At 33.2% G+C, this 26,868-nt stretch carries 33 protein-coding genes, 2 tRNA genes and 1 rRNA gene; 14 read left to right on the top strand and 22 right to left on the bottom strand.

Translation table 11 applies throughout. The annotated features are described in order from the left end of the window. Positions 1-99, top strand: a 5S ribosomal RNA gene (rrf, locus tag Q0941_RS07140); the annotation flags it as partial. Between the two features lie 43 nt (positions 100-142). Further along, complete coding sequence (locus tag Q0941_RS07135) at positions 143-271, top strand: hypothetical protein (RefSeq protein WP_299292473.1); 129 nt, start codon at positions 143-145, stop codon at positions 269-271. A 2-nt stretch (positions 272-273) separates the two neighbouring features. Here Q0941_RS07135 and Q0941_RS07130 read toward each other — a convergent pair whose 3' ends face one another. After that, positions 274-1,746 carry a leucyl aminopeptidase gene (locus Q0941_RS07130; protein WP_299292472.1) on the bottom strand — a complete coding sequence of 491 codons (1,473 nt, stop codon included), beginning with the start codon at positions 1,744-1,746 and terminating at the stop codon, positions 274-276. A 117-nt stretch (positions 1,747-1,863) separates the two neighbouring features. Here Q0941_RS07130 and Q0941_RS07125 point away from each other — a divergent pair, with 117 nt between their 5' ends. The 3 genes from Q0941_RS07125 to fsa are packed head-to-tail and all read left to right on the top strand — an operon-like array spanning position 1,864 to position 5,170. Beyond that, a complete protein-coding gene (locus Q0941_RS07125; protein ID WP_299292470.1) occupies positions 1,864-3,531 on the top strand; it encodes a ribulose-phosphate 3-epimerase in 1,668 nt (555 codons plus the stop codon). Beyond that, complete coding sequence (locus tag Q0941_RS07120; protein WP_299292468.1) at positions 3,528-4,502, top strand: transketolase family protein; 975 nt, start codon at positions 3,528-3,530, stop codon at positions 4,500-4,502. The genes Q0941_RS07125 and Q0941_RS07120 overlap by 4 nt, the downstream gene beginning before the upstream one ends. After that, complete coding sequence (fsa, locus tag Q0941_RS07115; protein WP_299292466.1) at positions 4,499-5,170, top strand: fructose-6-phosphate aldolase; 672 nt, start codon at positions 4,499-4,501, stop codon at positions 5,168-5,170. Before Q0941_RS07120 ends, fsa begins: the two co-directional genes overlap by 4 nt. A gap of 63 nt (positions 5,171-5,233) precedes the next feature. Here the strand turns inward: fsa and Q0941_RS07110 are convergent, their stop codons facing one another. Both Q0941_RS07110 and Q0941_RS07105 read right to left on the bottom strand, forming a co-directional pair. Beyond that, complete coding sequence (locus Q0941_RS07110) at positions 5,234-5,485, bottom strand: hypothetical protein (protein WP_299292465.1); 252 nt, start codon at positions 5,483-5,485, stop codon at positions 5,234-5,236. A gap of 76 nt (positions 5,486-5,561) precedes the next feature. Beyond that, positions 5,562-6,584, bottom strand: coding sequence for a magnesium transporter CorA family protein (locus tag Q0941_RS07105; RefSeq protein WP_299292463.1), 1,023 nt, complete (start codon positions 6,582-6,584; stop codon positions 5,562-5,564). 269 nt (positions 6,585-6,853) lie between these two features. On the opposite strand from Q0941_RS07105, the gene Q0941_RS07100 reads away from it, so the two are divergent. After that, positions 6,854-6,925 (top strand) — tRNA-His (locus Q0941_RS07100). A 10-nt stretch (positions 6,926-6,935) separates the two neighbouring features. Here Q0941_RS07100 and Q0941_RS07095 read toward each other — a convergent pair. From Q0941_RS07095 to Q0941_RS07080, 4 genes are read right to left on the bottom strand one after another with little or no spacing between them, the layout of a single operon-like run. Further along, positions 6,936-7,283 (bottom strand): hypothetical protein, encoded by a 348-nt coding sequence (locus Q0941_RS07095; protein ID WP_299292461.1) that lies wholly within the window; start codon positions 7,281-7,283, stop codon positions 6,936-6,938. A gap of 40 nt (positions 7,284-7,323) precedes the next feature. After that, complete coding sequence (locus Q0941_RS07090) at positions 7,324-8,085, bottom strand: class I SAM-dependent methyltransferase (protein ID WP_299292459.1); 762 nt, start codon at positions 8,083-8,085, stop codon at positions 7,324-7,326. Positions 8,086-8,110: 25 nt separating this feature from the next. Beyond that, positions 8,111-8,380 (bottom strand): UPF0147 family protein, encoded by a 270-nt coding sequence (locus tag Q0941_RS07085; RefSeq protein WP_299292457.1) that lies wholly within the window; start codon positions 8,378-8,380, stop codon positions 8,111-8,113. Positions 8,381-8,416: 36 nt separating this feature from the next. Next, complete coding sequence (locus tag Q0941_RS07080) at positions 8,417-8,725, bottom strand: non-heme iron oxygenase ferredoxin subunit (RefSeq protein ID WP_299292455.1); 309 nt, start codon at positions 8,723-8,725, stop codon at positions 8,417-8,419. A gap of 51 nt (positions 8,726-8,776) precedes the next feature. Between Q0941_RS07080 and Q0941_RS07075 the strand changes: the two genes are divergently transcribed. After that, complete coding sequence (locus Q0941_RS07075) at positions 8,777-9,553, top strand: GNAT family N-acetyltransferase (RefSeq protein WP_299292453.1); 777 nt, start codon at positions 8,777-8,779, stop codon at positions 9,551-9,553. On the opposite strand, the gene Q0941_RS07070 is transcribed toward Q0941_RS07075, so the two are convergent. From Q0941_RS07070 to Q0941_RS07030, 9 genes are all read right to left on the bottom strand, one after another. Beyond that, positions 9,550-10,419: a fumarylacetoacetate hydrolase family protein gene (locus Q0941_RS07070; protein ID WP_299292451.1), complete on the bottom strand. Its 870-nt coding sequence runs from the start codon at positions 10,417-10,419 to the stop codon at positions 9,550-9,552. The genes Q0941_RS07075 and Q0941_RS07070 overlap by 4 nt on opposite strands. Before the next feature lie 6 nt (positions 10,420-10,425). Continuing rightward, the gene (locus Q0941_RS07065) at positions 10,426-12,135 is read right to left on the bottom strand and encodes a glutamate--tRNA ligase (RefSeq protein ID WP_299292449.1); all 1,710 of its coding nucleotides are present in this window, start codon (positions 12,133-12,135) and stop codon (positions 10,426-10,428) included. Between the two features lie 66 nt (positions 12,136-12,201). Continuing rightward, positions 12,202-13,182, bottom strand: coding sequence for a polyprenyl synthetase family protein (locus Q0941_RS07060; protein ID WP_299292447.1), 981 nt, complete (start codon positions 13,180-13,182; stop codon positions 12,202-12,204). Continuing rightward, entirely contained in the window at positions 13,169-13,819 is a 651-nt protein-coding gene (idi, locus tag Q0941_RS07055) for an isopentenyl-diphosphate Delta-isomerase (protein WP_299292445.1), read from the bottom strand. Before idi ends, Q0941_RS07060 begins: the two co-directional genes overlap by 14 nt. 1 nt (position 13,820) lies before the next feature. Further along, positions 13,821-14,564 carry an isopentenyl phosphate kinase gene (locus Q0941_RS07050; protein WP_299292443.1) on the bottom strand — a complete coding sequence of 248 codons (744 nt, stop codon included), beginning with the start codon at positions 14,562-14,564 and terminating at the stop codon, positions 13,821-13,823. 23 nt (positions 14,565-14,587) lie between these two features. Further along, positions 14,588-15,532 carry a mevalonate kinase gene (gene mvk, locus Q0941_RS07045; protein ID WP_299292441.1) on the bottom strand — a complete coding sequence of 315 codons (945 nt, stop codon included), beginning with the start codon at positions 15,530-15,532 and terminating at the stop codon, positions 14,588-14,590. A gap of 24 nt (positions 15,533-15,556) precedes the next feature. Beyond that, a complete protein-coding gene (gene rpsB / locus Q0941_RS07040) occupies positions 15,557-16,180 on the bottom strand; it encodes a 30S ribosomal protein S2 (RefSeq protein ID WP_299292439.1) in 624 nt (207 codons plus the stop codon). 7 nt (positions 16,181-16,187) lie between these two features. Next, complete coding sequence (locus tag Q0941_RS07035) at positions 16,188-17,426, bottom strand: enolase (protein ID WP_299292437.1); 1,239 nt, start codon at positions 17,424-17,426, stop codon at positions 16,188-16,190. 1 nt (position 17,427) lies between these two features. Continuing rightward, positions 17,428-17,664 (bottom strand): DNA-directed RNA polymerase subunit N, encoded by a 237-nt coding sequence (locus Q0941_RS07030; protein WP_299292435.1) that lies wholly within the window; start codon positions 17,662-17,664, stop codon positions 17,428-17,430. A 52-nt stretch (positions 17,665-17,716) separates the two neighbouring features. Here Q0941_RS07030 and Q0941_RS07025 point away from each other — a divergent pair. Beyond that, positions 17,717-17,801: transfer RNA gene (locus tag Q0941_RS07025), tRNA-Leu, on the top strand. A 16-nt stretch (positions 17,802-17,817) separates the two neighbouring features. On the opposite strand, the gene Q0941_RS07020 is transcribed toward Q0941_RS07025, so the two are convergent. Beyond that, positions 17,818-18,432, bottom strand: a complete 615-nt coding sequence (locus tag Q0941_RS07020) for an RNA-binding protein (protein ID WP_299292433.1) — start codon at positions 18,430-18,432, stop codon at positions 17,818-17,820. 74 nt (positions 18,433-18,506) lie between these two features. Between Q0941_RS07020 and Q0941_RS07015 the strand changes: the two genes are divergently transcribed. Genes Q0941_RS07015 through cobT form a run of 3 tightly spaced genes read left to right on the top strand, consistent with a single transcriptional unit; the run spans position 18,507 to position 20,831 of the window. Further along, on the top strand, positions 18,507-19,154 hold the full coding sequence (locus tag Q0941_RS07015; RefSeq protein WP_299292431.1) for an NAD(P)H-hydrate epimerase: 648 nt from the start codon (positions 18,507-18,509) through the stop codon (positions 19,152-19,154). Beyond that, complete coding sequence (locus tag Q0941_RS07010) at positions 19,151-19,762, top strand: MBL fold metallo-hydrolase (protein ID WP_299292429.1); 612 nt, start codon at positions 19,151-19,153, stop codon at positions 19,760-19,762. Before Q0941_RS07015 ends, Q0941_RS07010 begins: the two co-directional genes overlap by 4 nt. A 4-nt stretch (positions 19,763-19,766) precedes the next feature. Further along, complete coding sequence (cobT, locus tag Q0941_RS07005; protein WP_299292427.1) at positions 19,767-20,831, top strand: nicotinate mononucleotide-dependent phosphoribosyltransferase CobT; 1,065 nt, start codon at positions 19,767-19,769, stop codon at positions 20,829-20,831. On the opposite strand, the gene glmS is transcribed toward cobT, so the two are convergent. The 4 genes from glmS to Q0941_RS06985 all read right to left on the bottom strand — a co-directional run bounded on the left by glmS (position 20,818) and on the right by Q0941_RS06985 (position 24,106). Then, the gene (gene glmS / locus Q0941_RS07000; protein WP_299292425.1) at positions 20,818-22,578 is read right to left on the bottom strand and encodes a glutamine--fructose-6-phosphate transaminase (isomerizing); all 1,761 of its coding nucleotides are present in this window, start codon (positions 22,576-22,578) and stop codon (positions 20,818-20,820) included. The genes cobT and glmS overlap by 14 nt on opposite strands. Before the next feature lie 52 nt (positions 22,579-22,630). Next, positions 22,631-23,251, bottom strand: a complete 621-nt coding sequence (locus Q0941_RS06995; protein WP_299292423.1) for a 30S ribosomal protein S4 — start codon at positions 23,249-23,251, stop codon at positions 22,631-22,633. Positions 23,252-23,260: 9 nt separating this feature from the next. Continuing rightward, a complete protein-coding gene (locus tag Q0941_RS06990) occupies positions 23,261-23,839 on the bottom strand; it encodes a 30S ribosomal protein S13 (protein WP_299292421.1) in 579 nt (192 codons plus the stop codon). A 114-nt stretch (positions 23,840-23,953) separates the two neighbouring features. Then, positions 23,954-24,106, bottom strand: coding sequence for a hypothetical protein (locus tag Q0941_RS06985; protein WP_299292419.1), 153 nt, complete (start codon positions 24,104-24,106; stop codon positions 23,954-23,956). Between the two features lie 80 nt (positions 24,107-24,186). On the opposite strand from Q0941_RS06985, the gene Q0941_RS06980 reads away from it, so the two are divergent. Further along, positions 24,187-24,498, top strand: coding sequence for a hypothetical protein (locus Q0941_RS06980; RefSeq protein ID WP_299292417.1), 312 nt, complete (start codon positions 24,187-24,189; stop codon positions 24,496-24,498). Here the strand turns inward: Q0941_RS06980 and Q0941_RS06975 are convergent. Next, entirely contained in the window at positions 24,490-24,993 is a 504-nt protein-coding gene (locus Q0941_RS06975; protein WP_299292415.1) for a hypothetical protein, read from the bottom strand. The two genes, Q0941_RS06980 and Q0941_RS06975, sit on opposite strands and share 9 nt — an antisense overlap. Positions 24,994-25,131: 138 nt before the next feature. Between Q0941_RS06975 and Q0941_RS06970 the strand changes: the two genes are divergently transcribed. Together Q0941_RS06970 and Q0941_RS06965 are read left to right on the top strand one after the other, a co-directional pair. Beyond that, complete coding sequence (locus Q0941_RS06970; protein ID WP_299292413.1) at positions 25,132-26,094, top strand: zinc ABC transporter substrate-binding protein; 963 nt, start codon at positions 25,132-25,134, stop codon at positions 26,092-26,094. Continuing rightward, positions 26,091-26,861: a metal ABC transporter ATP-binding protein gene (locus Q0941_RS06965; protein ID WP_299292411.1), complete on the top strand. Its 771-nt coding sequence runs from the start codon at positions 26,091-26,093 to the stop codon at positions 26,859-26,861. Before Q0941_RS06970 ends, Q0941_RS06965 begins: the two co-directional genes overlap by 4 nt. Positions 26,862-26,868: the final 7 nt, after the last annotated feature.

Below are 26,868 nucleotides of genomic sequence, written 5' to 3'. Positions count from 1 at the left end.
GTGCGACCCAATCCCTTTCCGAACTTGGAAGTCAAACCTGACGTCGCTGTTGTGCTACTAAGATGCGAGAGCCCTTGGGAAGCAACAGTGCTGGCATTTTCTAATTCAATCAGTTTTATTATCGGTTTTCTGTATATTTTCTATGGTTTATTGTTCTGTATGTGGAGAACTATGTGATAATGATATTAGATTAATGAATCACATGATGGAAAAACATGGATGGAGAAATCCAAATGTTGGAAAACCTGATAGAAACAGTCGTGGATATTAGATTCATAACTTTTGTAAATAATCTAAAATTAATCTAACACCAAAACCTGTTGCTCCTTTTGGATTGTATGATTTTTCTTTTGTTGCAGTTTGGGTCCATGCAACTCCAGCAATGTCAAGATGTACCCATGGAGTTTTTTCTATTGCATTTCTTAGAAATGCTGCAGCAGTAATGGTTCCTGCTGCTCTACCAATTCCCATATTTTTCATATCAGCAACATCTGATTTTATCATGTCCATGTAGTCTTGGTTTAATGGTAATTGCCAAATTTCTTCAGTTGTTCTTTTTGATGAATCAAAAATCTTTCCTGCAAGTTTTTCGTCACTAGAAACCATTCCTGCAACATTAGTTCCTAATGCAATAATACAAGCACCAGTTAAAGTTGCAAAATCAATAATTGCTTGTGGAGAGTAATATTTTTCTCCATATGCTAATGCATCTGCAAGAATTAATCTTCCTTCAGCATCTGTATTCAAAATTTCAGCCGTCTTTCCATTGTATAATTTGATAATATCTCCTGGTCTATATGATTCTCCATCAGGCATATTTTCAACCGATGGAACAATTCCTATAACGTTAATTGGTAATTTCAGTTCTGAAACAGCTTTCATTATTCCTAAAACTGTACATCCTCCACATTTGTCAAATTTCATCTCATCCATATTTGCTCCTGGTTTGAGTGAAATTCCACCAGTGTCAAATGTTACAGCTTTTCCAACAAGAACTATTGGCTTTTTATTTTTAGGACCATGATTGTGCTCCATGATGATTAATTTTGGTTCATTCTTACTTCCTTGACCTACTGCTGTAATTCCCCCAAATCCATTCTTTTTCAGTTCAGATTTTGAAATAATTTTACATTTCATTTTATTTTTGTTTGAAATTGTTTTTGCAAAACTTGCCAAAGTTGAAGGAGTGCATTGATTTGGTGGTAAGTTTGCTATGCTTTTCGTGAAAATTGCACCATCTGCAATAATCTCTGAAGATTTTAGAGCTTTTGAGACTTTGGTTGATTTTGAACTAACAATTGTAAGATTTGGAAGAACAACCTCTTTCTCTGCTTTGAATTTATCAAATTTGTAAAGTGACATTTTTACTCCTTCCACAATTTGTGAAACACTTGCAGTTACTTCTTTAACAAAACTAGGAGGTGCAACAATTGTGAATTCTTTTAATTTTAATTCACGGGCTTTTAATGCAATTTTACCTGAAACATATCTTATTGTATCATTAGTGATTTTGTCTTTTTTTCCAATTCCTGCAAGTAGGATTCTTTGAGCAGGTTTTTTGCCAGAAATTGGAATTACTGTTAAATTCCCTAATTTTCCACCATTATCCTTAATTGATTGATTAATTGATGATGTGGTTTTAGTATCATATTTTGGTAATCCTAATACTTTGTCAGTTTCTTCTAGAATAAATCCACAAAGTAATTGGGTTTTCTTTTTGGCTGATGACTCTAACTTGATTTTCATTATGATAAATCACATTTGTCATGCTATTTAGATTTAATAAATTCCCAAATCAAATTACGATTGATCGGTTTTGATTAGAAGTAGATTTTTATTAAATTTGACAAGATAACGATCGAGATGGGGCTTAATTATTATCAAATCAAAAAGAATATTCTCAAAGCCCGAAAATTAGTCATTAAGGGTACAAACACTGCTGGTTCAGGACATCCAGGCGGTTCATTTTCAATGGCTGAGATTCTTGGATGTTTATTTTACAAACACCTGAAATTTGATCCTAATAATCCTCAATGGGAAGACCGTGATCGTTTAGTTTTATCTAAAGGCCATGCAGCACCTGGTCTCTTTTCTAACATGGCAGTAGCTGGATATTTTCCTGAATCAGAACTTGAAACTCTAAGAAAATTTGGAAGTAAATTACAGGGGCATCCAGATCTTAAATGTCCTGGAGTTGAATTTTGTGGCGGTTCACTTGGTACTGGCTTGTCTTATTCCATTGGAATTGCACTTGCTGGGAAATTAGATTCAAAAAACTATCATGTATATACAATAATTGGTGATGGTGAATCTGACGAAGGTCAAGTTTGGGAGGCAGCCATGACTGCATCCAAATACAAAGTTGATAATCTTACAGTATTTTTAGATAGGAATTTCATCCAACAAGACTCTTACACTGAACGAGTCATGCCATTAGATGAAAAATTAGAAGGTGATAACTTATCAGAAATGTGGAAGGATGCTTCAAGATGGAAAACTGGTGACAAATGGAGATCATTTGGTTGGAATGTCATTGAAGTTGATGGTCATCGTGTAGAACAAGTTGATGCAGCAATTAAAAAAGCAAATGCAACAAAAGGTATTCCAACAATAATTATTTCTAGAACCATTAAAGGAAAATCAGTTGAACATATGGAGGATAATCCTCAATGGCATGGAAAAGCTCCTGATTCAGATGTAGTTCCTATCATTAATCAAGAATTGGATTCACAATTCATGATTGCACCTTCAATAATTGCAGGTGATATGACAAATCTAGAAAATGAAGTAAAGCGATGTGTACATGGAAGAGCCGATTATATTCATCTTGATGTAATGGATGGTCAGTTTGTTCCAAACAAAACTTTTGATCATACAAAAATTAAAGAATTAAGGTCATTAACAGTAATTCCTTTTGATACCCATTTAATGATTAATGAACCTGTAAAACATATTCGAGATTACATTGATGCAGGAAGTGATGTTGTAACAGTTCATGCAGAAGTAACAGATGAATCAAGTTTTGGTGAGATTCATGATTTATTGAAACAAAATCAAGTTGGTGTAGGTTTTGCAATAAATCCTGATACTGATTTCCCTGAATGGGCTAACAAATTCATTCCTTCATTAGATCAAATTATTGTAATGTCTGTTGTTCCTGGAAAATCTGGTCAAAAATACATTGAAGCTACTCATGAGAAGATGGCCCGACTGAAATCTCTTCTTTCTGAACATAATTTCTCAGGCTACATTGAGGCCGATGGTGGTGTAAATCTAGAAAATATAGGCTCGGTCTTTGCTGATGGTGCCCGAGCTTTTGTTGGTGGAGGCGCAATTATTGGACAACAAGATGTCAGAGTTGCAATCAAAGACTTTAGAATTGAAGTATTGAAATCTAGAAGAAAACAACTACTTGAAAAAGCAAATCAACTTGGAGGTTCTGAATTAGTAAACAAATGGATTAATCTACACGTAATTGGAGAAAAACAAGAACAAATTAGAAAAATTGCACAGGAGGCAGGTTTTGTATGAATGATCCAATCATGACTGACATGCGTTCTGAATATTCAAAATCTCTAATCCAATTAGGAAAAGATAACCCAAACGTTGTAGTCTTAGGAGCTGATACCACTGATTCATTAAAAACATCAGGTTTTGGAAAGGAATTTCCAAATAGATTCTTCAATGTAGGAATCGCTGAAGCAAATCTTGTTACTGTCTCTGCTGGTCTTGCTGTTTCTGGAAAAACGTCTTTTGCTAGTACTTATGCAATTTTTCTTCCTGGACGTGCAGTAGATCAAATTAGAAATAATATTGCATATCCTTCCCCTTCTGGAAAGAAAGGCCTTAATGTAAAACTGGTAGTTTCTCATGGAGGGTTGTCTGTTGGACCTGATGGAGGATCACATCAACAGATTGAAGATATTGCAATAATGCGTGTTATTCCAAATTTTAGAGTCTTTATTCCTGCTGATACAATTGCTGTTTCAAAATTAACTCGATTGATGGCAAATGAATATGGTCCTTTCTACATGAGAATGGCTCGTTCAAAAACTCCATTGGTCCATTCTGAATCTCAAGAATTCAATATTGGAAAAGGCATCACAGTTAGAGATGGAACTGATTGTACTATTGCAGCATGTGGAATTACAGTTCGCATGGCTTTAGAGGCTGCAGAATCTTTGCAACAAGATGGAATTTCATGTAGAGTATTAGACATGTATTCTATCAAACCAATTGATAATGAAATTTTAGAAAAAGCTGCAAGGGAAACTGGTTGTATTGTCACTACTGAAGAACATAACATATTTGGTGGATTAGGTTCTGCAGTTGCAGAATCTGTTTCTGAATCTTATCCCGTTCCAATCAAGCGTATTGGTGCTCAAGATATGTTTGGTGAATCTGCTAGGGATAATGAAATTCCATTACTCTTAGAAAAACACGGTATAACATCAATTAATATAGCAAAACAAGTAAAAGAATTGAGGAGCAAAAAATTATGAAAATTTTTCTTGATACCGCTAATCTTGAATCAATAAAAAAATTCAATGACATGGGACTACTTGATGGAATCACAACAAATCCATCTTTAATGTCAAAAGAAAAAGGCAATCCAAAAGATGCAATGGCAGAGATTACATCAATTATCAAAGGTGATGTAAGTCTTGAAGTTGTTAGTACTGAATATTCAGGAATGATTGAAGAAGGAAAACGTTTACGTCAATACGGAGAAAATGTTGTCGTTAAAGTTCCTATGACACCTGATGGTCTAAAAGCCTGTAAAACATTATCTTCAGAAGGAATTCCTGTTAATGTTACTTTGATATTTTCACCAAATCAAGCACTCTTGGCTGCAAAATCCGGTGCTAAGTATGTTAGTCCATTTATTGGAAGATTAGATGACATTGGACAAAATGGAATGCAGTTAATTGAAGAAATCAAAAAAATTTTCTCCCATGAAAACTATAATTTTAAAACAGAAATTCTTGTTGCAAGTGTTAGACACCCAATGCATGTAGTTGAAGCAGCAAAGATTGGAGCTGATGTAGTCACTCTTCCACCTGCAGTTTTAGACAAAATGTTAGGCCATCCTCTTACTACAATTGGATTGGAAAACTTCCTTAAAGACTGGGAAAAAGTAAAAGCCGAAAATCCTGATGTCAAAATCTAGATTCCTTTGAGAGAATACTCTAGATGAATAATTATAAAAATGAAAAATTAAGATTTTATTCTTCTATTTTTTTCTAGAACCGGTACCACGTCCAGAACTAATTGTTCCTTTGTATTCTGGTCTTTCCTTTGGTTCTGGTATGTCGCTTAATTTTCTTCTACCAGTGCCTCTTCCTGAAGATACTGTTCTACCAGCAGAAGCTGCTTTTCTTGCTGCTTGAATTTTTTTAAATTCGTCACCAGACCATTTTGAAGGATCACTATCTACTTCCATAGTTCCTGTGCCTCTACCAGTTCTGATTTTGATTTTCCCCATGATTTTTCTACAGATATCTGGTATTTATCTAAGCTCATTATTTCCTAGTTTGATAGATCTTGCTATTTTTTTGAATTTAGCTATTGATCCAACCTAATTTCTTGAAATAAGCAAACATGAGAATTGCTGGAATTGCAGATGCAAGAATTACAATGATGAATGTGGTAAATGGTCCTAAAACAGTAGAACTGTCTCCAATTCCACCTGGCAAATCAACATTCATTCCATAAAAAGTACCGATCACAGTTGAGGGTATTGCTAATGTGAAGATAATTGTTAAAACTGCCAACACTTTGTTTGTTTTCTCTGTACTTAGCACGAAATCAGTATCTTTATAGATCTCCATCGTTTCTCTGGACTCTTCTAATGTCTCAATTACTTTGTCAATGTGGTCAATTACGTCATCAAAATACAAAGTAAGTTCCTCTTCTTCACGTTCTGAAAATCTTTTGATATTCTTTGCAATTTCTAAAACAAATCTCTTTAGTGGATTTGCGATTCTTCTTAATCTGTTAATCTCTCGTCTAAGTAAAGCAATACTTCTTGCAACTGGTTTTGTTTCGTCAAATACTCTGTCTTCCATCTCATCTAGATTAGCAATAATTTTTCTTGAAGTATGAAGTAAATCATCAACTAGAACATCGATAATCTCGTGAAGTAAGTGCCCAGATGATTTTCCTAGCAATCTTTCTTTGCGTTGCTCATCCGAACCTGTTTCACAAATATCAACCAAATCTACTAATGGTTTTAAATCACCTTGATGTACTGTAACAAGAAAGTCTTTTCCAAGGAAAATTGACAGTTGACTATTCTTTGAAATTCCTACCTTTTGTGAAAGTGGTGGAAAATGCAAAATTACAAAGAAGTGGTCATCGTAACTATCAAGTTTTGGTAATTCGAATTTAGTCATGCAATCTTCAATGTTTAATGAGTTGAAATTGTATTTTTCAGCTAATTTTTCAACTTCATTTCGATCAGGATTCTGAAGGTCTATCCAAGTAAACTTCTGCCCTTCAATTGGACGTGTTCTACTCTCAATAGAATTGTCTATTGATTTCTTCCCAGAACGTAATCTATTGATGTTAAATCCTTTTCTCAAGTCGAAAGGTACCCTGATTCAACAAATTTAAAGCGATCGCTTATAATTTTTGAAAATCCTGCATATCTAAAAATTCATGATAATTTTTTGAGCCTACTTGAATGGTAGTAAATAGTTCATTCCAACCCATGTAAGTCCCATTGCGATTGCCATTGCAACCCACCACATACGCATAATTCAAATCAATACTAGTCAATAATAAATCTACAGCCTAATTTCCCGTTTGAACTTAAAGATTATTACTGGATACAGAATTTTTCTTTATTGTGGCCTTCGTAGTACAGTGGTTAGTATAGAGGATTGTGGATCCTCGGACAGGAGTTCGATTCCCCTCGAGGGCCCTCTAATATTTTAAAAAATACCGTATTTGCTTGATTCCATCTCTTCTTTGATTGCTAGTTTGAATCTTGGAGATTTACTTTCAACATTTTTTGTTAACCAAGTGAGGAATTTCTTCTCAGTCCCTTTTCCCTTTAATTTTTCAAAATCTGGTCCCATCATTTCAACTAACTTCAAAACAAGTGATTTGTTTACACTAAGGACAAAAAAATGCCATCCAAAAGCAAATTCTGAATCTGTCATCACAAAATCTTCTTGACTGTGGACCATTTCTTCTAATAATGTCAATTGATGGGTTAATGCCTTACTTGTTTTATCATAATCTACAGCTGATACATTGATGTTTAATCTTCCATCCATAATTGTATATCATTAAAACAAAATAAAAGGATTACACAAATTATTCTTTTAATAGATATTCAAAATCAATATCAAAATGCATTTTCATGATATTGATGTATGTTTGAATTGATTCTGGTATTTCATCACCACATGCTACACCTAATTTTTTTGCATTAATCCAAATTACTAATGTTTGAATAATTGTTAAAAATCGATCATTCTTGATTTCTGGACTTCCTATAGATTTTGTGTATCTTTCTGCAAATTCCCAAGCAGTTACAAAATCTACACATTTAACTCCAAAAATAGCCAAAAGTTGTTCCTGCATGGTTTTTGCTTTGGAAAATGGTGTTTTGTTTAGGATATATGGGAAATTTACTTTATCTGGTAAACAATCAGGAAGCGGACCCCATATGGTAATTATTTTAGTTTCATCATTTAGGTTTTCAAATTTTTCAAACATTTTGTTAATGATTTTATCATCTGTAAACCAAAATAGAATTACCGTTGCATCACTCAAATCTGCATTTTCAATATCTTCACATCTAAATTCAGCATTAACATTTTTTTCTTTAATGTGGTTTTTTGCATTTTGTATTTTTCCTTGATTATTATCAATCCCTATTGCTTTTTTCACATTAAATTCTTGTTTGGCAATTTGAACTCCAGTTTCATCACTACATCCAAGATGATAAAAAATATCATTTTCCCCTAATTCAACAAATTTGAAAATTTCTTGAAATGATTTTTTTGGTAGCTGTACATCTTCTCCACTTAGTACATTTTCAGGTAATGTTTCAAGATATTCTTCTATTTTCAATATTAACTCTAAAACAATAGAGAATTTATTCTCTTATACTTTCTAGTTTTGAAACTGCCTGCCACAATTGAGTTCTTACATAAGATGGCATATTTGGATCCTGTGTTACGTCATCTAACAAACTAATTGTATTTGCAGCTCTTACTGACAATGAATATTCATCATTGTTTAAATCTGCAATTAAATCTGTAATTGATTTTTTGATAGTTTTTGGAGTAGAATTGTTTGCAGCAATTTGATTTAATGTCTCAATTGCTTCTTTCATTGATTCTTTATTTTGAGCCTCGTCTGCCATTTTTTACACCTTTTGTTAAAAATTAGAAGTATATAGTTACATCTCTACAAATACACTATCTGATTCTACAGAAACATTGTATGAGGTTAAATCTCTAATTTTAGCTGGGAATTTTATCAATTTGCCTGTTTTACAATCAAATTCTGCTTTATGCCAGCCGCATGTGATAGTACAACCATCTAATTGCCCTTCCGAGAGACTTGCACCTGAATGTGTGCATGAGTCGTCTGTAGCACAAAATTCTCCATCAATATTTGCCACCAAAATGTCTCTTCCATCAATTGATACTTTGATCATTTTACCTGGAGGAATATCTGATGTTTTACCAGCGATAATTTTTCCCATTTGAGGTTTTTATTTTGTATTTCTTAATATTTTTTCGTATAGTGAATTCAAATGATTAGAAAAGCAATAGACTCTGACAAGGAAACCATACTAAAATTCTGTCAAAATACATTTTCATGGGGAGATTATATTGAGTATGTTTGGGATTATTGGCTAAAGGAAGATAATCTTCTAGTTTTTGAAAATCCCAGCCCTGTCGGTATTTGTCATGCTTTAACGTCCAGAAATCAACTTTGGATAGAAGGGATTAGGGTTTCACCAAATCACAGACGCAAAAAAATTGCATCTGAATTGATCAGTTATTCTGAAAAAATTGGTTTAGAAAACAAAATTACAACATCATTCATGTTAATTGATACATCTAACACTGCTTCATTAAACTTGGCAATATCTTTAGGCTATACAATAGTTGAAACATGGAAGTTTTATTCATTGTTGCCAAAAACCATCTCAAATATTCCAATACAATTTGAAAATACTATTGATTCAAAATTATATCCGATGTATATTGATTCTTGGAGATGGTTTCCACTAGACAATTCTTCAATAGAAAAATTATCTACTGAAAATAGAATTATTTCTTCTCCTATATCTAATAATTTTTCTTTGTCAATTCTAACAGAATCTGAACATTTTGATAATACGCTTATTGCAACATTATTTTCGAAGAATCATGAATCTACCTCTAACATTTTATCATATTTACAAAATCTTGGTATGGATAGAAAATTTGAAAGAATTCAAATCTTAACTAAAGAGGAATTACCAAATCATGAAGGATTAGAGCACAAATTAACTTTTCATTTGTTAAAAAAATCTCTTGTTTAATTTGATTTTGTAAATTTGATGGTGTTGTGAAGCTTACCTAAATTTTCAATTTCCATTTCTACTTTGTCTCCATCTTTTAGGAAAACTGCATTAGGTTTGTTCAACATTACTCCAGCTGGCGTTCCTGTAGAAATGATATCTCCTTTCTCAAGTGTCATTACTTTGGAAATTTTTGAAATAATTTCTGGAATTTTAATAAACATGTTGCTTGTTGATGAATTTTGTCTAATTTCACCATTGATTTTTGTTGTTAATTTTAGATTTTGTGCATCTTTGATTTCATCAACTGTTGTTATCCATGGTCCACATGGTGCAAATGAATCAAAACTTTTCCCTCTCGTGAATTGTTTGTCTTTGAATTGAATGTCTCTTGCTGAAACATCATTGAATACCATATACCCAAAAATCTTATCTTGTGCTTCTTCCACTGAAATATTCTTACAATTTTTTCCTACAATTAGAGCAAGTTCTACCTCGTAATCTAATTGTGTTACAAAATCTGGACAAACAATATCTGAATTAGTACTGTTTAATGCAGTTCTTGGTTTTATTACCAATGCTGGGTCTTCGGGAGCCTTTAATCCCTGCTCTTCGGCATGGTCGACATAATTGAATGCTAAACAAATAATCTTATTTGGATTAGGAATTGGTGGTAGAATTTTGAATTTTGAAAGATCTGCTTCATATGGCAACTCATCAAGCTTGTCTTTAATCTCGTCATACCAGCCATCAAACAAAAAATCTTTCACATTGTGAGGAATTGGCACGCCTGTAAGATATGTAATTTCATCTTTCGTTGCCACTTTGTCTCCTTTCACAAATCCATATGTCTCACTATTTTCGTATAACAATCGTGCAATTTTCATAATTAATCACTTATGTGTAAAAATGGCTTGATTTTGTGAATCTTTTCTACAATATCCAAATCTAACAAATTGAATTTCTTCTCCTTCTTTTAATTGTAGATAATGTGGTTCAGTATAAACATCTAATTCTTCTAAACTGTCTTCATTGAATTCTTCTCCGTTGAACAATGTTTTTGGAATAATCATCTTAATCTCATGAGCATTCTTTTCAGATACCCATTGAATTTTTGGAATATTTGTTGTATCTCCATCACCTACAAAATCTCCCTCAAATTCAGAACCAACTTTTGTTATTGAAACATTTCCTAATCCTAAGAGTCTGATTTGCATGCCTTCTTTAATTGTCTCAGCATCTTCTCCTGAAATGTAAAATCCTGAATCTATTTCGATTTTTCTTTTACCCATATCATTTACAGGATGATTTGGAATCTCAACTGCAGTAAGCGATAAATTATTTACAGTTAGTTTTTTTGCATGACTTACCATGAATAATCTCTTACTTGTTGCATCCACAAATTTTCTATTGAAAGCTTCTAAAGCATCAAATGGAGCAAGTGTATTTGCTTTAGTCAATCCCAATGACATGATAAATTTTCTAATAGCTTCAGGTTTTACTCCTCTTCTACGTAAGGCCTCTAAAGTTGGGAGTCTAGGATCATCATACCAAGAAACTTTTCCCTCTTCAATTAGTGGTTTGATAATTCTCTTTGAAATAGGCATTCCTTTGAATTCTAATCTTGAAAAGAAGCCTTGGTATGGTTTTCTCATATCTAAGGCATCTAAAATTGCATCAATTAGCTCTTTTCTCAATTCAAATTCTTTTGAACGAAATGCATGCGTAACTCCATCAATACTATCCTCTATGGCTACTGCCATGTCGTAACTAGGCCAAATTCTGTACTTGTCCCCAACTGTATAGTGTTTTTCATCTATAATTCTGAATAAAACTGGGTCTCTCATTACAGCATTATCTGCTTTCATGTCTCCTCTGAATCTAACAATAGCTTCTCCTGGTTTGAATTTTTCATTCATCTTATCCCAATTTTTATTATTTTTTTCAATATCGTCAAAACTACATTTACAATCTTTTCTTTCTCTTCGATTTTTGCTTATCTCATCTCTCTTACAAGTGCAAACATATGCTTTTCCTGAATTTATCAACTCTTTTCCTTTTTCATAGAACACTTCCATATCATCAGATGTACTCTTTACTTGATCAAATTGTATTCCAAGCCATTCTAATCCAACTTTAATAGCAGCATGATATTCCATTCTTTCTGCTTCTGGGTTGGTGTCATCCATTCTTAGGATAAATTTTCCTCCATACATTTTTGCATATTCAGAATTTATGATAGCGGCTTTTGCATGTCCAATATGTGGATAACCATTTGGTTCTGGTGGAAATCTTGTAACAACTTTACCTTGTTCAGCTCCAGGAAGATCAGGCAATCCCTCTTTCTCTTCCACTTTTTCTTTTGGTTTTAATAATTCTGGAAATTCTTTTTCAATTTCACTTTGTTGTTCTTCAGATGATAATTGATTAACTAAAGCAACAATCTCTGAAATCACTTCAGAAATTTCTTTCACTTTTGTTCTAAATTCTGGTTTTGTACCTAAAATTTTTCCTAAAATTATTTTATCTTGAGTTTGTCCGTCATGTTCAAATGCATTTTGAAGTGCCATTTTTCGAATTTCTTTTTTTATATCGTCATCCAATATTCTAATCTCCTGTAGTCGATAATGAATCAGGCTTTTTTATAGTAACTGTAATTTACTATTTTCTTACACACTTCTCTTAACTACAAAATCTAATAATGCAATCAAGTCGTTTTTTGCTGAACCAGAGTATTTTGATAATGATTTTTCTGCCTTTGATGCGTATTTTAGAGCCTGTTTTCTAACACTTTCTTCAATGCCTAAGGAGCGAATGACCTCTACTGCTTTATCCAAATCTTTTCTTGAAATCTTTGAATTTCCAAAAGCCTTCAGAATAATTTTTTTATCATTTCCTTTAGCTGCTTTAATTGCCATCAAAATTGGTAATGATTTTTTTCCTTCTCTAAGATCATTACCTACAGGTTTTTTAGTAATTTTTGGATCCCCCATTACACCTATCAAATCATCTGTGATTTGAAAAGCAATTCCAAGATTTCTTCCAAATGATGACAAGTTTGAAATATCTTTTGTTTTGTTTGTTGCACAAATTGCACCCATTGCACATGATACATCAAATAATGCTGCGGTTTTCTTACCGATCATTGTGATGTAATCAGCTTGAGATGGAATTTTTTTCTCTTCAGCCATTTTTACATCTAGTAATTGACCTTCACAAACGTCTACACATGCTTTAGCTAATCTTGAAACTAGATGGGCTGTAGCACTTGGAGATAATTTTGAATCAGTAATGACTTGATATGCCTTGGAAAATAAAACATCTCCTGCTAAAATTGCAATTGGCATACCAAATTTTTTATGAACTGTAGGAACTCCATGTCTCATTTCATCATTGTCCATTATGTCGTCATGAACTAATGTAAAGTTATGAACCATTTCTACTGCACTTGCAGCAGGCATTGCATTGGATATTTTTCCATTAAGGATTTGACAACTTCTGATTACCATAAATGGTCGTAGTCTTTTTCCTCCATGTACAATTAGATGTCCTGCAGCATCATAGAGTTTTTTTGGATTCCCCTTTAATTTTGAAAATAGATACTTGTTTACTGTTTTTGCATTTTTTTCAATTTGTTTAGTTTTTTTCATTTATGAATCTCCATTTATCTTCAGGTAAATGCACATTAATTGCTTTTAGCAATCCTTCATGCATTTCATTACTCATCCACGCAGATAAGGTATTTTCGTATTTTTTGAGCGTGAATTGGTCTGATTTTTCTAAAAATTCAAGGGCAATTAACATCCATGGACAGTAAATCTCTGGATGCTCATTAATTTCTGAAAGTAAGTCTTTTGCAGAAATTAATTTAATTTCATCAATCTCCCCTTCAATTTTTTGTAATTTTCCAGATTCTTCAGTAATCCCAATTAGTGTTCCACAAACTTCATTTTCAGAACCTACATCTTTGTAAGGAACATGATATTCAAACTTGTGCAAATAATCTAGTTTTCCACTAATTCCTAATTCTTCAGGCATTCTTCTTTCTCCAGATGAAACATATGTTTCTCCTTCTCTTGGATGACTTGCAAAAGTCCCATCCCAATCACCTGGCCATAGCATTTTTTCTTTTGCTCTTCTAGTTAAAACCAATCTTCCATCTTTGTCAAATAACAATGCTGTAAATGCTCGATGAAGTTTTCCATTAGGCAAATGACATTTTACTTTTTCTTCTTTTCCTATTGGATTATCATTTCCATCTACTAAAATTACAAATTCTTCAGCCATATTATTTTCCTCTAAACAGTGTTCCTTCAAATCTCTTATTTTTAACCGCTTTCACAATTCGTTCAGGTTTGTTTCCATTTACAAAAAATACTTTCAATCCCATTTTTGCAATTTTTGTTGCCTCTTCTACCTTCCTTGTCATTCCACCTGTAACATCCATTTTATTTTCAGAAATGAGAGGTCTTTCTCCTTTCAATTCTCTAATTAGTTTTTTTGATTTAAGATCGGAATATAGTCCATCTTCATTTAATGCAAATATTGTTAATTTTGGTTTTAGAATTTTTGCAAAATGTGTCATAATTTTATCTCCTGATAAAATGTATGTTTTATTCTGACCATACCATAATGCATCACCAAAAGTGACTGGAATCATGCCTGATTTTGCTATTTTTTCTATTTCTGTGACTTTTTTTGAAATTGGCTTGTTTCCTGACATAAAATCAGTTGGTGGTAAACAATAAGGTGACAATTTGTTCTTAATCATAGAATCCAAAATTATTTTGTTTAATTCTATCATTGAATTTTTTACAATTGATACTCCTCTAAGATCATATTTTCTTTCTTTTGTATGCATATCATATTTTACTGACCAATAATGGCCATATGATCCTCCTCCGTGAACGATAATTATTGGTTCATCAATTTTTTTGAGATTTTTAACTATTTTTTCAATGGTTTTTCTTCTAGGAGATAGAGCTTTTTCTTTATTGGTTATAATTGAACCTCCTAATTTAATGAGAATCATGATGTTTCAAATTATTTAGTTCATTAAAAAGTATCTAGTCCCTTAAAATCAATTTTTACTGAAAAACATTCGTAATTTTTATTCTTAAATTCTTTCAAAGTTTCTTCTGCATTTTCCTCGTTTGCTAATGAAAAAATACATCCACCTCCACCTGCGCCAGTAATCTTGGATCCAAATGATGTTTTGTTACCAACCTTCACCATTTCTCTTAATGTGTCATTTGAAATTCCTATTATTTCCAAAAATTTTTGATTTTCAATGACTTTTTCACCTAACTCTTTAATTTCATTTTTTTTGAATATCCTTAGAACGCTTTCAATTAACTCTGATTCTTTAGAACATAATTCTGCAAATTCAGTTTCATTTTTGTCTTTGAATTTTTGTACTTCTGCAACAACTTTTTCTGTGGAATGTTCAATGTTTGAATTTGATATTACAAGTTGAAAATTAGGCTCAGATTCTATCTTTGTAAAGCCTGTTTTATCATAAACCATTATTCCTCCATGAGTGGAAACCGTACAATCTGCACCAGATGTGTTTTTAAAAATAGTTTTTTCAGCATCTATTGCAAGTTCTAAAATTTCATCTTTTGTTTTCTCTGAAAATAATCCTGAAATTGCCCCTGCTCCTGCTACACAACAAGCTGATGATGATCCTAATCCTACTCCAAGTGGTATTTCTGATTTGATTGATATTTTTATTCCTTCAATCTCTGATTGTTCTTTGAGTAATTTATCTGCAAGAAAATAGAATGGTTTGAGAGGTGAATTAATCTCATCAATGTTTTTGTTTTTATCTAATTCTAAATCTCCAATGTTTGATTTAATGCTGATTTTCTCTTCATCAATTGCTTCAGCTGTAACAAATACTCGCTTATTTATTGCACAAAGAACAGCTTTGATTCCATGTACGACAAAATGTTCTCCAAAAAGAATTACTTTGCCTGGAGCTGATGATTTAGATTTCAAGTAAATTCTAGAATGAAAAATTGATTATTCGATTTCCTCTTCGGCAATCTTTGTTTCAAAATCATCAATTTCATATTTCATTGGTTCATCTTCCTTCAATTCTCCTCTTTCAATGAGAATTTGACGTACCAATAACCAGTAAACTGTTGCAAGAGCTTTTCTACCTCTGTTATTTGCTGGAATAATGACATCAAGTTTGGATGTAATGTTGTCTGTATTTGCAATTCCAATAACAGGAATTCCTGCATTTGTTGCTTCAGTGACAGCTTGTTCATCTACTTGAGGGTCTGAAATTAAAACTAATTTTGGTTCAATGTAGTATGGTAATGATGGATTGGTTAATGTTCCTGGCATAAATCTTCCAAGTAATTTCTTGGAACCTAAAGCTTCACAGAATTTCTCAATTGGAGTCTCTGCGTATTGTCTTCCTGAACAAACGATAAGTTTGTCAGAACCTAATCTATTGATGAATTTTGCAGCAGTTTGAATTTTTTCTAATGTAATATCCAAATCAAGCATGTACAGTCCTTCTGGACTTGCTTTAGTGATGAATGGTTTCATGAATTTAGTTTTTACTTGTGTTCCTACTCTAATTCCTGTAGAGAGGATCTTCTTTTTGATGTCAGTTGTTTCTGCTTGTTGGCTCATTGCGATTTTAAATCTCTGCCATACCGCGTATTAAATCATGCTCTGATAGGCGTAATAATTCATTGAGTTTTGCCACTCTTTCCCCTCCAACAACGCCCACTTTGAGCATCTTTGACTTTGTTGCAAGACCTATGTGTGAAATTTGTGAATCTGTTGATTCGCCTGATCTATGTGAAGTGATTAATCTGATATTATTTTGGTTTGCTAGATCTGCAAACTCTAATGCATCAAAAAGACTACCAGCTTGGTTAACTTTTAGAATTGCTGCATTACATGATTTTTTCTCAATAGCCTTTGCAAGAATATTCTTGTTTGTTACAGTAAGATCGTCTCCAGTAACTAGTGTATTTGGAAACTTTGATGTTAATTCAGACATATCGTCAAATGCTTCTTCATGAACTGCATCTTCTGCATAAATTAATTTGAATTTATCAATAATATCTGCAGCAAAATCAATTTGTTCTCCTGTAGAGTTTTCAAATCCTGCTCTATCGTAAATGTATTTTTGTTTCTCTTCATTCCATTGTGTTGATGATGCAAAGTCAACACCTAAGGAAACTTCTTTTCCCAAAGTATATCCTAAATTCTCACATGCTTTTGCAGAAACTTCTAAAGCCTCTTGATTTTTTAATTTTGGAGCCCATCCTCCCTCGTCTCCTCTTCCATTGGTGAAATTAGGATCTTCTTTTAGCAAAATTTTCTGTAATTCTTTGTGTACTGCAAGATTTGTCTTAATTGCATCTTCAATTGTTTTTGAACCTGTTGCACAAATTAAAATTTCTTGTATGTCTGGAGTTCCAGGACCTGCATGTGCACCTCCTCCTAAAATATTTCCTAATGGAAATGGAAATTTGAATGATGATTCAGATGATAATGTTTGGAATAACGGTTGATTTGATGCCTTTGCTGCAGATTCCATTGAAGCAATAGTTACTGCAAATGCCAATGCGCCTCCAATCCCAGAATAATTATCAGTGTTGTCTATTTTTTTAAGAATATCGTGTATTTGCTTCAAATCTGATGATTCAAGACCAATAAATTTTTCAGAATTTTCATTTAAGATTCTAAGACTTTCTTCTGGTTTTCCATTTAGGAAACTAACAGCTTCATATTTTCCAACACTAGCTCCTGATGGGGCACATACTCTTCCTAGAAAATTGTTATCTGATGTAACATCAACTTCAACTGTTTTGCTGCCTCTACTATTGTATAGAATACGTCCTTCAATCGAAGTAATTTTGGCCAAATTACTCTAACTCAGATTGAACTTCTTGTTTTCTTCTCTGAATTGCTTCATAGAATGGAATTACTTGTTGAATTGTCTCAACAGTTGTCAACATCATCCTTCTGCAACAATACATTTCCATTCCTAATGAATCAAGAACCTTATCTGGATCTTCCCCAGCTTTGATTTTATTTTGATAATCATCAAACTTATCTGCAATTAGTTTTCCACAGGTAAAGCATCTAACAGGAATTAACATACAATCGAAAAGCTAATCAAGGATTATAAAAACCATGCAAGAAAATCTTGTTGCGGGCGTCGCCCAGCCTGGCCAAAGGCGCTAGCTTGAGGGGCTAGTCTCTCAGGAGTTCGTGGGTTCAAATCCCATCGCCCGCATACACAATTTCTGAAATTATTTCTTTAGATTTTGTAAAGTTTTGATTAAATCCGATCTTCTCTTTTCTTCAGTAATTGCAGATCTTACATCATCTACCAAAATTCTATTTACATCAATTTTTCTTCTTGCTTCTTTTACAACTTTATCGTACATTGAAAATGTGTAAAGATTTAGATACAAATTCTCCATTACATCAAAAATTCTTGTTGCTTCATCAATCTCACCAATTCTAATTTTATCAAAAACCATTCTCTTTAATTCTCCAACACAATCAAGTAATCCCAGAACATAAGAGTCTGGCATTACTGCCAAATTTTTGTCAGTTGGAATTTCTTTTTTCTCAACTACCGCAATTAATGCTGCTGCCTCTACAAATTCCTGTTCTGGAGTAGTAAGATATCGTCGTAAATCTCCAGTTGCTTTTTTCTTGTATTTTTTTAATAGTGATTCAGCTTGTTTCAAATTTGTTTTACCCGTTTTGACATCTCCTTTGTGAACTGCAATAATTGATCTACTGCATAAAACAACTATCTCTCTTGTATTTTTTAATAAAAATTCTCTAGCATCTTGAACTTCACCCAAAGATTTGGCAATCTTATTCAATGATGGTTTTACATTCTTTAATGTCATAATTGCTAATGGTTAAAAACTAGGATAAAGCCGTTTGCCAAAGCTCTTATTTTGGATATGGATTTTTTCTAATTATGGAAATTACTGTAGATCAAATGTACAATATTGAAAACAAAGGTCATGATATGGGATTTTTAAAAAAATTCATGATGGAAAATGCAGGAGCTGCTGCAGTTAGACGATTAATAGAAAAATATGGTGATGTCTCATCAAAAAAAATTCTAATTTTTGTTGGTATGGGAAATAATGGTGGAGATGGATTAGTAATGGCTAGACACCTTTCTGGCTATGATGCCAATGTAACTGTAAAATTACTTGGTTCAATTGAGAAAATTAAAACTGAAGAAAGCAACTGGAATTGGAGTATTCTTGAGAAGATGCCTTCTGTAACTCTGCTAACTGGTGATGAAATCGTATTTGATTTTGCTCCTGACATAATCATTGATGGAATCTTAGGAACTGGAATTTCTGGTGAAATTCGTGAACCATATGCATCTGCAATTAACTACATCAACCAAACAAATTGTTTCAAATTTGCAGTTGATGTTCCATCTGGCTTAGATCCTCAAACTGGCGAAACTGCAAATATTGTAACTAAATGTGACTTGACAGTAACTTTTCATAAAATGAAACAAGGAATTCCAAAACGAAAAGATCTGACAGGTGAATTATTTGCTGAAAAAATAGGAATTCCTCGTGAAGCTGAAGAGGGAATTCTATGATTGTACATCAATTACAAGTTGGCAATATGCAAAATTTCACATACATTGTAGAAGATGAAGATACAAGTGAGGCAATAATCATTGATCCATCTTGGGAATTAGTCGAATTAGAATTAATAATTAAGAGAAATGATTTGAAAATAAAATACATTGTAAACACTCATCATCACTTTGATCATACTTTGGGAAATGAGGCCATGGCTGAATCTACTCATGCCCCAATTATTCAACATGAATTATCTGAATTAAAACACGACATCACTGTAAAGGATGGTGATTTTATTGAATTTGGAAATTCAAAATTAAAAGTCATTCACACTCCTGGCCATTCTGAAGATAGTGTGTGCTTGATTGGAGATGGAAAGATTTTTTCTGGTGATACCTTGTTTGTAGGAAATTGTGGACGTATTGATCTCCCGGGTGGAAGTGCAAAAGAACTCTATCATAGTCTTTTTGATATTCTATATTCTTTAGATGATGAATTGATAATGTATCCTGGTCACAATTATGGGTCATCTGAAACCTCAACAATTGGTAAAGAGAAAAAAACAAACCTAGTTATGCAAAGAAGATCTGAACAAGAATTTCTTGAAATGATGGGTCAGTGATATTTTGGAAAGCTTTCAAATTTCCGGAAATTCAGACAAAGCAACTAATTTTTTAGAATCCATTAAATCCAAAAACTTTCTTTTTTCATTTGTTATTTCTTATACTGAAACTTGTGAAATACCTGAAATAACTATTGCAGGTGCTGAAAAAGAACTAATTCAATATACTCCACCTGCTGATGCTGAATACCTCCATTATGGATATTGTAAAACAATTGACAAAATACCAATGACTCCTGATGGCAAACCAACTCCTGGTTTATTGACTAAGGTTGCCTTGGAATCATCTAGTATTCCTCACATTACAATTAACGCAGGAAGTAAAATTGCACCCCAACTCCCATTCATTGAAACTGGATTGCCATTTGGAAAAAACATCTCTATTGAAAAATCAATGACTGATTCAGATGTATCTCATGCAGTAGATTATGGGAGAATTGTTGGAAGAAATTTAGCTTCTATGACCGATTGTTTGGTAATTGGTGAGTGTATTCCTGGTGGAACAACTACTGCTTTGGCAGTTTTGAAGGCATTAGGATTTGATGCAAAGGTTAGCTCTAGCATTCCAACCAATCCTGTCAAACTAAAAAATGAAGTTGTTTCTTCGGCATTAACTCGAATTAATTCTGATCATCCATACAGTATTGTTGCTGAAATTGGTGATCCTATGATTCCTTTTGTTGCTGGAATGCTTAGTTCTGCATCTGATGTAACCAAAGTTTTGTTAGCAGGTGGAACACAAATGGCAGCAGTTTTGGCATTTGCTGAAAAAATTGGTTTTCAAGATGAGAATACCGCTATAGGGACAACAGCCTATGTGACAAATGATGATTCTGCAAACTTCAGTGAACTGATTCAAGAAATTTCTGATATCCCTGCAATTTCAGTAGACCCTGAATTAGAAAAATCAAAATTTTCTGGATTGAAAGCATTTTCTGAAGGATTTGCTAAAGAAGGAGTTGGTGCAGGTGGCTGTATCATTTCTTCAATGATGAAATCGGGGCTTGACAAAACAAAATATCTTGAAAATGCAGAAAAAGAATATCACAGATTGTTTACTTCACTGTAACTGATTTTGCTAGATTTCTAGGGTAATCAGGATCTGTGTCCTTTTCTAATGCTGCATAATATGATAATAATTGAATTGGAATAATTTCTAAAATTGGAAATTCTGATTCAGAAATCTTGGGAATTTCTATCCAATAATCATAGACATCACTCTGAACATCTGAAATACCAATAATTTTTGCTCCTCTAGCTTTGATTTCTCGTGCACTTGTTAGAGTATCTGTATATGTTGAATCATTTGGATTGATAATTATTACAAATACATTGTCATCCATCAATGCCAATGGTCCATGTTTTAATTCTCCGCCTGGAATTCCTTCAGCATGAATGTATGTTAATTCTTTGAGCTTTAATGAAGCTTCAATTGCAATTGGATAATGGATTCCTCTTCCAAGAACGTAAATGTCTGAAATATCTTTTAGTTCCTTTGCAGTTTTCTGAACATTTGTAGGATTTTCTAAAATTTTTCCTATTGATTGTGACGTTTGATTGAAATCAATTTTCAAATTTTCCTCATTTAGGTATTTGACAATTTTATAGAGAATCACTAATTGTGATGTGAAACTTTTAGTTGCAGCAACACCGATTTCAGGTCCACAATTCATTCCTATTGTTACATCTGCCTCTCGTGCTAGTGATGATGTTAGTAGATTGACAATTGCAATAATCTTACAATTTGCTTTTTTTGCAATTTTTACTGCGTCAAGAACATCTGCACTTTCTCCACTTTGAGAAATGGCAATCAAAATTGAATTATCTTCAATAATGTCTGGTGAAAATTGGAGTTCACTTGACATGATGGGTTCGGCCTTAATTTTTGCATATTTTGAAAGAATTTGTTTTGCTATCAGTGCTGAATTGTAACTTGTACCACTTCCTGTAATGTAGATATTTTTAGCATGTCTGATGTAATCAGCTGTACTCTTAATTTCATCAGCAGTTTTTTCTCCTGCTTTGAGAATTGTTTCAGGTTGTTCATAGATTTCTTTCAATGTAAAATGAGCATAATCACCTTTGTAAGCATCTCCAAATTCTTTTGAAACTTTGGTAATTCCGTATTTTGCATGCTCCCCGTTAAAATCCAAAATTTGAAATTTATCTTTCTCTAAAATTACAAAATTTCCATTTTCCATGTAAATTGCATCATCAGTATATTCGATGAATCCTAAAACATCACTTGACAAAAAGAAATCATCTTGTCCAACTCCAATAATTAGCGGTTCATGAAATCTAGCTGCTGCTAATTGTCCGTTTTCAAACATTGCAACAAAAGCATAATGTCCTTGTAATTCAGACACTGTCTTTAGGATTGTTTCTTTAACATCTTTTGTGATTTCATAATTTTTTTGTAGAATATTGGCAATTACTTCACTATCAGTTTCACTTTTGAAAGAATATCCTTCACTTTCTAATTGATTTTTTAATTCTTCAAAATTTTCAATAATTCCATTATGCACAATTGCGATTTTTCCTGAATTACTTGGATGTGGATGTGCATTTAGATCCGTTACTTTTCCATGAGTCGCCCAACGTGTATGACCAATTCCAATTTTTCCTGGAAGCACATCTAACTGAACTTTAGAATTTACTTCATTTACTTTACCTGTGCCTTTTTTGACTTCGATTTCATTATCATTTTCTGTGGCAACTCCAACACTATCATACCCTCTATACTCCATTCTCTTGAGACCTTTGACCAAAATTGGTGCTGCAGTCTCATTTCCATAATAGCCGATAATTGAGCACATGAGTATTCTATCTCTAAATGGGGGTTATTTACTGATAAGCCTATTTTTTCGATTATTCTGTTGAAGAACTTTCATCTTTTGGTGCTTCTTCAGCAGCAGCCTCAGTTGCTTCTTCAGCAGCAGCCTCAGTTGCTTCTTCAGCAGCAGGAGCCTCTTCTTTAGTTTCTGATTGTGTTTTCTCTAACATTGCAGGAATTTTTGATTCTGGTGAGAAATGAATACTCTCTTCCTCAGCAATCGTTACAGTATATGATGGAATGTCTACTTTTCTTTCTCCAACCATAATGTGACCGTGAATGACTGCTTGTCTTGCTTGATAAGGTGTTTTGAATCCTAATTTCTTTGTAACAATGGTTTGCAGTCTTCTTGCAAGTAAATCATTAACGTTAAGATTCAATACATCATCTAAAGTTGCATCGCTACTTACTAATCCAATTCTTGCAAGTGATTTCATTAGAATTGGTTCTTTTTCAGCTCTTACTTCTTGTCTTAATGCAAGTAGTGATCTTGCTTGATGTCTAACTCGTGATAATTCAGTGTGAGCTTTCCATAATTCTCTTTTTGTTCTTAATCCAAAAGTACCAAGTGTTTTTAGCTCCTCCATTTTTAATTCATAATTAAGAGGTCTCTTTGGTTTTCTCCAGACTCTACGTGGATATTTTGGATCTCCCATTCAAAACACCTATTCTTTTTTCTCCGCTGGAGCTTCTTTCTTCTCTTCTGCTGGAGCTGCTGCAGGTGCATCACCTGAAGGAGCTGCTGCTGCGGCTGCTGTTGGTGCTGCTGGAGCTGCCTTCTTAGCTGGAGCTGCCAATCCACCTTTAGCTACGCCAACTGCTCCGCCTTTTCTACCAGAAGTTCTAGTTCTTTGTCCTCTAACTTTTAATCCGCTAAGATGACGATAACCTCTCCAACTGGCGGTAACTCTTTCTCTTTCAATATCGTTTCTTAATGTAAATGGAATATCTGATGTAAGTAAATGCAAATCTTTTCCTGTTTCAATGTCTTTTTGTCTATTGAGAAACCATGTTGGGAAATTTGATGATTTAGGATCTGTGATCAATTTCTCAATTCCTTGAACATCTGCATCTGATAAATTTCCGATGTTTGAATTTGAATTTATTTTTAAAGTATCCAAAATTGCAGTGGCAAAATTGTACCCAATCCCTTTGATTTGGGTCAATCCTAAGAGCATCTTCTTCTCTCCGGGGATATCGTTTCCCACAATTCTGACAATATGTCTATATTCTTGGCTACTCAAGTATTCCAAAATTCTAAGAATCCCCGATAAAAACCATGCTAGGCGTCAAATTGTTTTCAATATGAATATCTGTATAGGCATGAAAAATCCCTAAAATGACTAATTTTGCATTAATTATCTAAAGTCTTCATCATCTGTCCAGTCATTTCCCTGAACATTCCACTGATTGCATTGGCAGCATTTTTTGATGCCTCTCTGTGGGTCAATATCTATAGAATAACAATGTACGCCTTTTCCAGAAGGATCATTTGGACATAGTTTTTGCATAATTCTTCTTTCCTCTATTCCTAATTATACTCAACTTTTTTCAAAAAGTTTTAAATTTCTATATTTTTTAATTGAAGAAAATGTCTGATTCTTTTGATCGCGAGAAAGTTGTCGAATGTATGTTTGATCCTACAACTGCCTCGATTCTTGCGGCTTTAGAAGATGGAGAAAAAGAATGCTCATTTTTAGCAGAACAAGAAGCCATTTCTGAATCTGAAGTATTGGATAGACTAGCATACTTGATAGAACATGAATTCATTACTCACAAGACAGATGACGGTAAATGCAGGATATCAGCAAATACTAACAAACTTACTTCAATTGTTGAAGATAGTGAAAATTTTGATGGTACAATTAGTGGTCTTGAAAAAATGGATAGTTATCTAAATTGATTTTTTTCTCTTTTTAATTCCGTAAATTCCTGAAACAACTATTCCAATCATTCCCGCAATTAGGATATATGATGATAAAAATCCAAGTGATTTCTTACCTGCATCAGGTAATGGACCAATTGCTCCAAAAACTTGGGTTTCTTCATTACTGTTACTTTGAATAATTAATTTGTAGTTACCAGTTTGTTCTATCTCAAATTCTTTTTCCATTGTCTCAGATTCGATTACTTCTGATGAAATTTCAATATCTGATGAATCAAATACTTTTGCAGAAAATGTATTTTCTTTAAATTCCATTATTTGAACTGCATAAACACCATAGGTAAATTCTTCAGAAGAAAATTCTCCAGAAATTGTTAAATCTTGATTAATGCTAATTATTCCATTTCCTTGACTAACTCCTTCCAGTATTACTTGGTTTCCAACTACCAGCAAGATTAATCCAATAATGATTAGAATGCCCGAAACCACTAACATTATTCCTGATTTTTGCACATTTTTCGAAAAATCTTCTTTAGTTTAAACTTAATTTTTGCTAATCACATTTAGCCAAGATTAACAAAGTTAGATCAGGCTAAAAAAGTTAGCTCATGCTAAATTTAAATAATCCTGACTGCGAGTGTCTTTGCAGACATGAAAAAACCCATTTTGGCAGGATCTATTATTATTGTTGCAATAATTATTGGAGTTTCTGCAATTTTTGCTCAAAACAATGATGATGTGCATATTGATAATATTGAAAGTTCAGATAGCGATTCAGAGAAAATTATCATTACAACTACAACTAATGTGATTACAGATTTAGTAGAAAATATTGGTGGTGATAATGTTTCTGTTACTGGATTAATGGGATCAGGTGTGGATCCTCATTTGTATAGGCCTAGTGCAAGTGATGTCAAAAAACTACAGAGTGCTGACATTGTATTTTACAACGGATTGGATTTGGAAGGAAAAATGGGAGATATTTTTGTTAAAATTGGAAGAGAAGGAACTGCTGTTTGGGCAGTCTCGGAAAATATTCCTCCCGAATCATTGTTAAGTTTGGATACTGATGGTCATTTTGATCCCCATATTTGGTGGGATGTAGAACTTTGGATGGAAGCTGCAAAAGTTGTGGCAACTGGATTAAAAGAACATGATCCTGAAAATTCAGAAAAATATGAAAAAAATCTTTCAGAATATTTGATTCAATTGGAATCATTGAATTCAATAAATTTAAAAAAAATTGATTCCATTTCTCAAGAACAACGAGTTCTTGTTACAGCTCATGATGCATTCCAATACTTTGGACATTCATATGGTTTTGAGGAACTAGCCATTCAAGGATGGAGTACTGATAGTGAAGCTGGTATTAGAGAAATCCAAAATTTGGCTGATGAAATCTCAAAGCGAAAAATCAAGGCCTTGTTTGTAGAAACTTCAATTTCTCCAGCAACAATTGAGGCACTAAAGGCAGCTGTTCAAGACAAAGGACATGATGTTGTCATAGGTGGGGAATTATTTTCTGATGCTATTGGAGAAAAAGGAACCACTGAAGGAACCTATGTAGGAGCATTTACGCATAACATCGATACCATAGTAAAGGCTTTGAAATGATGGAACAAAAATCAAGCGAAAAAAATTCTAGAGCAGAGAAAAAATCTTCTGTAATAATTAGGAATCTTTCAGTCACATACAGAACTGAACCAGCATTGTGGAATATTGACCTTGACTTACCTGATGGAAAAATGATTGCTATTGTTGGTCCAAACGGCGCAGGCAAATCTACGCTGATTAAAGCTGTTATGGGATTGGTTCCAATTACTGCCGGTAAAGTAAGTGTTTTTGGAAAATCCTATTCTAAGAATAGAAACAAAGTTGCATATGTTCCTCAACGAGGTTCTGTTGATTGGGATTTCCCAACAGATGCATTAGATGTAGTTGAAATGGGATTGTATGGTAAACTTGGATGGTTTCATCGTCCAAATTCTAAAACACGCGATTTAGCTCTAGAATGTCTAGATAAAGTGGGATTATCTGATTATGCAGAAAGACAGATTGGAGAGTTATCTGGTGGTCAACAACAAAGAGTATTTGTGGCAAGGGCTTTGGCACAAAATGCTCAGATTTACTTGATGGATGAACCATTAAACGGAGTTGATGCAATAACAGAGAAAACAATTCTATCCATTCTTGAGAATCTTAGAAAAGAAGGAAAAACGATTGTCATGGTGCATCATGACCTTCAGACTGTCGACAAATATTTTGATTGGGTTGTAATGGTTAATAGAAATCTCATTGCTACTGGACCAATAAAAGAAGTGTTTACAAAAACAAATTTGGATAGAACCTATCAAGAAAAACAACGCATGTCTATTCAGTAAATGTATG

It is taken from the genome of Candidatus Nitrosopumilus sp. (assembly GCF_028278985.1).
Taxonomy (GTDB): Archaea; Thermoproteota; Nitrososphaeria; order Nitrososphaerales; family Nitrosopumilaceae; genus Nitrosopumilus.
This window is presented reverse-complemented; position numbering and strand designations above follow the sequence as displayed.

Bases quoted from the DNA above. Each gene is read 5' to 3' on its own strand.
- Q0941_RS07135 (WP_299292473.1), top strand. From the start codon at position 143: ATGGTTTATTGTTCTGTATGTGGAGAACTATGTGATAATGATATTAGA.
- Q0941_RS07130 (WP_299292472.1), bottom strand. From the start codon at position 1,746: ATGAAAATCAAGTTAGAGTCATCAGCCAAAAAGAAAACCCAATTACTT.
- Q0941_RS07125 (WP_299292470.1), top strand. From the start codon at position 1,864: ATGGGGCTTAATTATTATCAAATCAAAAAGAATATTCTCAAAGCCCGA.
- Q0941_RS07120 (WP_299292468.1), top strand. From the start codon at position 3,528: ATGAATGATCCAATCATGACTGACATGCGTTCTGAATATTCAAAATCT.
- fsa (WP_299292466.1), top strand. From the start codon at position 4,499: ATGAAAATTTTTCTTGATACCGCTAATCTTGAATCAATAAAAAAATTC.
- Q0941_RS07110 (WP_299292465.1), bottom strand. From the start codon at position 5,485: ATGGGGAAAATCAAAATCAGAACTGGTAGAGGCACAGGAACTATGGAA.
- Q0941_RS07095 (WP_299292461.1), bottom strand. From the start codon at position 7,283: ATGGATGGAAGATTAAACATCAATGTATCAGCTGTAGATTATGATAAA.
- Q0941_RS07085 (WP_299292457.1), bottom strand. From the start codon at position 8,380: ATGGCAGACGAGGCTCAAAATAAAGAATCAATGAAAGAAGCAATTGAG.
- Q0941_RS07080 (WP_299292455.1), bottom strand. From the start codon at position 8,725: ATGGGAAAAATTATCGCTGGTAAAACATCAGATATTCCTCCAGGTAAA.
- Q0941_RS07075 (WP_299292453.1), top strand. From the start codon at position 8,777: ATGATTAGAAAAGCAATAGACTCTGACAAGGAAACCATACTAAAATTC.
- Q0941_RS07070 (WP_299292451.1), bottom strand. From the start codon at position 10,419: ATGAAAATTGCACGATTGTTATACGAAAATAGTGAGACATATGGATTT.
- Q0941_RS07060 (WP_299292447.1), bottom strand. From the start codon at position 13,182: ATGAAAAAAACTAAACAAATTGAAAAAAATGCAAAAACAGTAAACAAG.
- idi (WP_299292445.1), bottom strand. From the start codon at position 13,819: ATGGCTGAAGAATTTGTAATTTTAGTAGATGGAAATGATAATCCAATA.
- Q0941_RS07050 (WP_299292443.1), bottom strand. From the start codon at position 14,564: ATGATTCTCATTAAATTAGGAGGTTCAATTATAACCAATAAAGAAAAA.
- rpsB (WP_299292439.1), bottom strand. From the start codon at position 16,180: ATGAGCCAACAAGCAGAAACAACTGACATCAAAAAGAAGATCCTCTCT.
- Q0941_RS07030 (WP_299292435.1), bottom strand. From the start codon at position 17,664: ATGTTAATTCCTGTTAGATGCTTTACCTGTGGAAAACTAATTGCAGAT.
- Q0941_RS07020 (WP_299292433.1), bottom strand. From the start codon at position 18,432: ATGACATTAAAGAATGTAAAACCATCATTGAATAAGATTGCCAAATCT.
- Q0941_RS07015 (WP_299292431.1), top strand. From the start codon at position 18,507: ATGGAAATTACTGTAGATCAAATGTACAATATTGAAAACAAAGGTCAT.
- Q0941_RS07010 (WP_299292429.1), top strand. From the start codon at position 19,151: ATGATTGTACATCAATTACAAGTTGGCAATATGCAAAATTTCACATAC.
- glmS (WP_299292425.1), bottom strand. From the start codon at position 22,578: ATGTGCTCAATTATCGGCTATTATGGAAATGAGACTGCAGCACCAATT.
- Q0941_RS06995 (WP_299292423.1), bottom strand. From the start codon at position 23,251: ATGGGAGATCCAAAATATCCACGTAGAGTCTGGAGAAAACCAAAGAGA.
- Q0941_RS06985 (WP_299292419.1), bottom strand. From the start codon at position 24,106: ATGCAAAAACTATGTCCAAATGATCCTTCTGGAAAAGGCGTACATTGT.
- Q0941_RS06980 (WP_299292417.1), top strand. From the start codon at position 24,187: ATGTCTGATTCTTTTGATCGCGAGAAAGTTGTCGAATGTATGTTTGAT.
- Q0941_RS06970 (WP_299292413.1), top strand. From the start codon at position 25,132: ATGAAAAAACCCATTTTGGCAGGATCTATTATTATTGTTGCAATAATT.
- Q0941_RS06965 (WP_299292411.1), top strand. From the start codon at position 26,091: ATGATGGAACAAAAATCAAGCGAAAAAAATTCTAGAGCAGAGAAAAAA.